5 protein-coding genes are annotated in these 5,805 nt (G+C 63.5%); 4 read left to right on the top strand and 1 reads right to left on the bottom strand.

The window, feature by feature from the left end; genetic code table 11:
• Positions 1-877: MFS transporter (locus QZ149_RS09875; RefSeq protein ID WP_291451269.1), on the bottom strand; the 877-nt coding region annotated here is incomplete at its 3' end.
• A gap of 102 nt (positions 878-979) precedes the next feature.
• Between QZ149_RS09875 and aspS the strand changes: the two genes are divergently transcribed.
• The 4 genes from aspS to QZ149_RS09855 all read left to right on the top strand — a co-directional run bounded on the left by aspS (position 980) and on the right by QZ149_RS09855 (position 5,778).
• Positions 980-2,785, top strand: a complete 1,806-nt coding sequence (aspS, locus tag QZ149_RS09870; RefSeq protein ID WP_291451268.1) for an aspartate--tRNA ligase — start codon at positions 980-982, stop codon at positions 2,783-2,785.
• A 75-nt stretch (positions 2,786-2,860) separates the two neighbouring features.
• Positions 2,861-3,478 (top strand): L-threonylcarbamoyladenylate synthase, encoded by a 618-nt coding sequence (locus tag QZ149_RS09865; RefSeq protein ID WP_009647719.1) that lies wholly within the window; start codon positions 2,861-2,863, stop codon positions 3,476-3,478.
• A 3-nt stretch (positions 3,479-3,481) separates the two neighbouring features.
• Positions 3,482-4,654 carry an alpha/beta hydrolase-fold protein gene (locus QZ149_RS09860; protein WP_291451267.1) on the top strand — a complete coding sequence of 391 codons (1,173 nt, stop codon included), beginning with the start codon at positions 3,482-3,484 and terminating at the stop codon, positions 4,652-4,654.
• A gap of 95 nt (positions 4,655-4,749) precedes the next feature.
• Complete coding sequence (locus tag QZ149_RS09855; protein ID WP_291451266.1) at positions 4,750-5,778, top strand: ABC transporter substrate-binding protein; 1,029 nt, start codon at positions 4,750-4,752, stop codon at positions 5,776-5,778.
• Positions 5,779-5,805 lie beyond the last annotated feature (27 nt).

Here is a 5,805-nt window from a genome sequence, read left to right as displayed (position 1 = left end):
GGACGAGAGGAATCATGACGGCGAGTCCGACCTGTGAGGCCAGGGCACTCAGGCGCGCGAGGATCGCCGACGGCATGCCTGGCCGTGACACGAACGTGCCGCGCGGCAGCAGGCGGGGCAGCGCCCACACTGTGAGGCCCGCACCGAGCAGGAACACACCGAACTGAGAGAGAGGTGAGGTAAGCGCGCCTGCGAGCTGCAGAAGCATGACACCTACGCCCGCCAAGACCGCGTTACACGACAGTGCTGCCAAGCGCGCGGCCTTGCGTGCCTCAGCTACGGGCAGCGTGCGTAGCACGTAGCCGACGGGGATGGCCGCAACAACGACGACAATCGGGACGACGCCGAAGACATAGCGCCACCCCCACATTTGAGTTACGTAACCGGCGATCGCGGGACCCACCAGCGAGGGGAGCACCCACGCCAGTGAAAAGGCCGCGAAGAACGACGGGCGGTGGGCCGGGGCGGCAACCGCGCCAATCAGGACATACAGGGGAACGACGAGAAGTCCGCCGCCCAGCCCCTGCAGCGCTCGGCCAGCGACGAAGACAATGACGTTCGGACCCACGGCGGAAATGATCAGGCCTACTGCGAAGAGCGCCATACCGGTGAAGAGAACGGCGCGAGGTCCCTTCCAGTCCGCCAATGCGCCCGCGACTACCGTGGCGCTCAGCTGCGCCGCCAACGCGGCACCCGAGGCAATCGGATACCAGGGTGCGGCGTCGTAGGAAGCGACGACCGCCGGCATGATCGTTGTGGCTGCCAGCTCCTCAAATGCAACAAGGGTGATCAAGAGGACAGAACCTATCGCCAGACCGATCTCGGTGGGCGTCCAGGCGGGGGAGGAGGGGACAGAAGAAGTAGAGACGGCTGCCATATTACCCATTCTATTTGCGGCGAGCGTGCTCCCAGACCGAGCGCGCGTACAATAATAATGCCGCCGCCTGTCTCGCGGATGGTAACAACGAAAGGAATCACAGTGCTTCGCACTCACAACATTGGAACCCTCGGCACCGACCTGGTCGGTCAGACCGTGACGCTCACCGGTTGGGTGGATCGTCGCCGCGATCACGGTGGCGTGGCGTTCATCGACCTGCGCGATGCGTCCGGTATCGCCCAGGTTGTCGTCCGTGACGAGCGTGTCGCCCACGAGCTGCGCTCCGAATTCGTCCTGAAGGTCACCGGCGAGGTCTGCGCTCGCCCCGAGGGCAACGAGAACCCGCACCTGGCCACCGGTGCCATCGAGGTGATGGGCGACGATATTGAAATCCTGAACACCAGTGCGCCCCTGCCGTTCCAGGTGTCCTCCAATGCTGAAGATTCCGGCAACGTCGGCGAGGAAACCCGCCTGAAGTACCGCTACCTCGACCTGCGCCGCGAGCCCGAGCAGTACGCGATCCGCCTGCGCTCGAAGGTTTCGCGTGCCGCCCGCGAGGCCCTGTACGCCCGCGACTTCGTCGAGATCGAGACGCCGACCCTGACCCGTTCGACCCCCGAGGGTGCGCGTGACTTCATCGTCCCCGCCCGCCTCTCCCCGGGTTCCTGGTACGCCCTGCCCCAGTCGCCCCAGCTGTTTAAGCAGCTGCTCATGGTGGCGGGCATGGAACGCTACTTCCAGATCGCTCGCTGCTACCGCGATGAGGACTTCCGCGCCGACCGCCAGCCTGAGTTCACCCAGCTCGATATCGAGATGAGCTTCGTGGACCAGGACGACGTCATCGAGGTCGCCGAGGACGTCCTGAAGAACGTGTGGGCGCTCATCGGCTACGACCTGTCCACGCCGATCCCGCGTATGACCTACAAGGACGCGATGGAGCGCTACGGCTCGGATAAGCCCGACCTGCGCTTCGGCCTCGAGCTGACCGAGCTGACCGAGTACTTCAAGGACACGACCTTCCGCGTGTTCCAGGCTCCCTACGTGGGTGCTGTCGTCATGCCCGGCGGTGGGTCGCAGCCTCGCCGCACTTTCGACAAGTGGCAGGAATGGGCCAAGGCACGCGGCGCGAAGGGTCTGGCTTACGTCACCATCGCCGAGGACGGTACGCTGGGCGGCCCCGTCGCCAAGAACATCACCGAGGCTGAGCGTGAGGGCCTGGCTGCAGCCACCGGTGCCAAGCCCGGCGACTGCATCTTCTTCGCTGCTGGCAAGCCGACCCCGTCGCGCGAGCTGCTCGGCGCTGCCCGCCTGGAGATCGGCAAGCGTTGCGACCTCATCGACCCCGATGCCTGGGCCTTCACCTGGGTTGTGGACGCGCCGCTCTTCAAGCCCACCGGCGACGCTGAGGCCGAGGGTGACGTCGCGCTGGGCCACAGCGCCTGGACGGCCGTTCACCATGCTTTCACCTCGCCCAAGCCTGAGTGGATCGACTCCTTCGACAAGGATCCGGGCAACGCCCTGGCCTACGCCTACGACATCGTCTGCAACGGCAACGAGATCGGTGGCGGTTCGATTCGTATTCACCGCCGCGACATCCAGAACCGTGTGTTCAACGTGATGGGTATCGGCGAGGAGGAAGCCCAGACGCAATTTGGCTTCCTGCTCGATGCCTTCAAGTTCGGCGCTCCGCCGCACGGCGGCGTGGCCTTCGGCTGGGATCGTATCGTCTCGCTGCTGACGAAGTCCGAGTCGATTCGCGATGTCATCGCCTTCCCGAAGTCCGGCGGCGGTTTCGATCCGCTGACCGAGGCCCCGGCTCCGATTACGCCCGCGCAGCGTAAGGAAGCCGGCGTTGACGCGAAGCCGAAGAAGCGCGGTGAAGAGGTCACCGACGAGGCGAAGAAGTGATCTAGCTCTCGCGCATTCTGTCCACGAAACCCCCATCTGGCCCCGGCCGCTGGGGGTTTCGTGCACAATAGAGACATGTCGTACGTTGAGTTGCATCCGGAAAATCCTCAAGCACGTCTGGTTAACACGGTCGTTGACCTGCTGGAACGCGGCGGTACGATTGCGCTGCCCACGGACTCCGGCTACGCGATCGCGACCAAGATTGGCAACAAGTCGGGCATGGACACCATTCGCGCGGTTCGTAAGCTCGATGACAAGCACAATTTCTCGCTGCTGTGCCACTCGTTCGCGCAGCTCGGTGAGCTAGTCATCGTCGATAATCATGAGTTCCGCACGATGAAGGCGCTGACCCCCGGACCTTACACGTTCATCCTGCGTGGCACCAAGGAAGTTCCGCGCATCATGCTGAACAAGAAGAAGCACACGGTCGGCGTGCGCATCCCGGACCATGTCATCACCCAGGCGATTGTCGAGGCCCTCGGTGAGCCGCTAGCTTGTTCGACGCTCATCATGCCGGGTGAGAAGGAGCCTCTGACGGATGGCTTTGATGTGGACGAGCGCATCGGGCATCAGGTTGATCTGGTGGTCGTGGGTCCTGTCGGCGTAGCTGAGCCGACGACGGTCATCGACTTTGCGGGAGGCGACGCTGTCGTCGCGCGCGTCGGCGCGGGTGATATTTCGCTTTTCGACTGACCGATGGCCTTCGAGGAGGAGTTCTTTTCTGAGACGGGGTTTTGTCGGCTCGAGATCGATCCTGAGGACTGGGATGACCATGGGTGCGCCGATGGCCCGCGCGTCGGTCGTCGGCTCGTCCTTGATGGGGTTAACGCCGTTCGCGTGACGTTTCGGTGCGATGCGCCTGAGAACGCTCAGTGCTTCGTTATCGTCAATACCGTGACGGATCGCAACCGTGATCACCTTGACGCTTTTCGTCTGGAAGGCATGCCCGGATCTCGCGTGCACGTGCTCGCGTGTGCGCTGCCGGCGGATGCGATCCTCAGCTATCAGTTCGCGATTGTAGATGCAGGTAGTATCGAGCCGTGCACGAGCGTGGATCGGGGTGAATGGCTGCGATTAAGTCAGGCTGCTCACCCTGATTGTTCCAACGTCCGCAGTCTCATCAACGGGAGAGGAAACGTCGCCTCGCTGTTTGTGGGACCCGATGCGAGCGTTGTGTGGCCATCGGAGAGCCTCCGCTATCTGCGGATGCGTGCTGCCCGTGAGGAAGACATCGGTGTTCGCATCAGTACACGTCGTGAGCGTGAGCGACCCCGTTCCATCGTGGTCCACGACGGCGAGTGCCCCGCACGCAGAACCCTCATTCTATTCGACGGGGAGATGTGGCGAGCCAATGGCGTTGGCTGGCTGACCTGGCGCTACCCGGGTCTTCGCGTCGTGACGATCGATGCCGGTGATCTGCGCGCTCGCCAGGAGGAGTTAACCGAGGCGGGCCGTGTTGAGGAACTCGTGAGAGACATTTGTGCCGAGGTTGGGGCTGGTCCTGTTGCTCTGGCCGGTCAGTCCTTCGGTGGGCTTGCAGTGCTCGAGGCTGCCTGTCTGGGTTCGTTGCCCGTCGAGTGTTTCCTCGCACAGTCTCCCTCTCTGTGGTGGGGTGGAGATGAACGAGGCCGGGGCGAGGGGACGCTGATGACAGAGCTGCGGAGGGGACAGAGGCAGCTTGGTGACGGCTTGACAGTGTCGTGTCAGGTGGGTGAGCGCGAGCGGGCGATGCTGCCCGTAACTCGGGATTGTACTGCGCTGTTGGAGAGGTCAGGATCGCTTGTCAGTTTCGAGTCCTATCCCGGTGGCCATGACGTTGCATGGTGGCGCGAAGGAGTCGTGCGAATGCTCGACAGATGGTGTGCGTGAGCTTATCCACCATTGCATGCGAAGAGAGCGCCCTTTGCGCCGCTAGGTTAGGCTTGCCTGTGCATCTATCGTGATCTAATCGAATTGAGGAACACGTGTATATCTCGACACGAGTTCGCGCTTTCGCGGCTCTCGCTCTTGCATCCTTGACCCTGGGAGCATGCTCCTCCACGCAGCCCGCCCCGGCCTCGTCCTCTGGAGCGAACGGGACCAGCGAGACCCGCGTCGTTACCGATGCCTCCGGCCAGGAGGTCACTGTGCCCTCGCATCCGACCCGCGTCGTGACGCTTTCCGAACCGACCACCGACAACGCGCTCGCCCTGGGAGTGACGCCTATCGGTGTCGTATCGGGCCGCGGCCAGCAGACGGTCCCCAACTACCTCCTTGATCGCGCCGGAGACATCCCGATCCTGGGTTCCATCGGCACCCCCAACCTGGAGGCCATTGGTGCCGCCCACCCGGACCTGATCCTCGTTGACGGCACGTCCGTGAAGAACAACGACACCGAGACTCTGACGGCCCTCGGCCAGATAGCTCCCGTCTTCTTCACCACGCAGTCGGGCGGCGACTGGCGCGAGACTTTCGCCCTCACCGCGGATGCGCTCGGCGTGCCCGACCAGGCTGACGTCAAACTCGCGGAGTTCGACCAGCATGTCGCATCGGTGAGTGCTCGCCTGAAGGACGCCGGCTACCTCGACCAGACATACTCGGTTGTGCGCTGGCAGGGCGATAGTGCAGGCCTGATCCTCAAGGAGCTGCCCGCCGGACAAGCCCTAACCGCTCTGGGCATGAAGCGCCCCGCCAATCAGGACCGTGACGGAGAGGGACATTCCGAGCCCGTCTCCCTCGAAAACATCGACCAAATCGACGCGGACTGGATCTTCTTCGGCACGCTCGGCAAGTCCTCGGTGAACAACCCGTCGGCAGGCGGAACCACCGGTGTCGAGGCATCTGCCGCCGCACTCGACGAGGCCAAGGCGACTGTCGGCTTCGATTCTCTCGGAGCCGTCCAGGCAAACCACGTCATTCCCGTCGATGGATCCCTGTGGACCTCGACCGGCGGATACCTGCTGATGGACGGTATCGTCTCGTCCATCGAAGCTCAGTTTGTCCCGGCATCCTGAGCGTGGGACACGCGGTCAGGTGCGCAC

It is taken from the genome of Actinomyces sp. ICM47 (genome assembly GCF_905369875.1).
Classification (GTDB): domain Bacteria; phylum Actinomycetota; class Actinomycetes; order Actinomycetales; family Actinomycetaceae; genus Pauljensenia.
The sequence above is the reverse complement of the archived record's forward strand: the minus strand, read 5'-3'. Positions and strand labels throughout refer to the sequence as shown.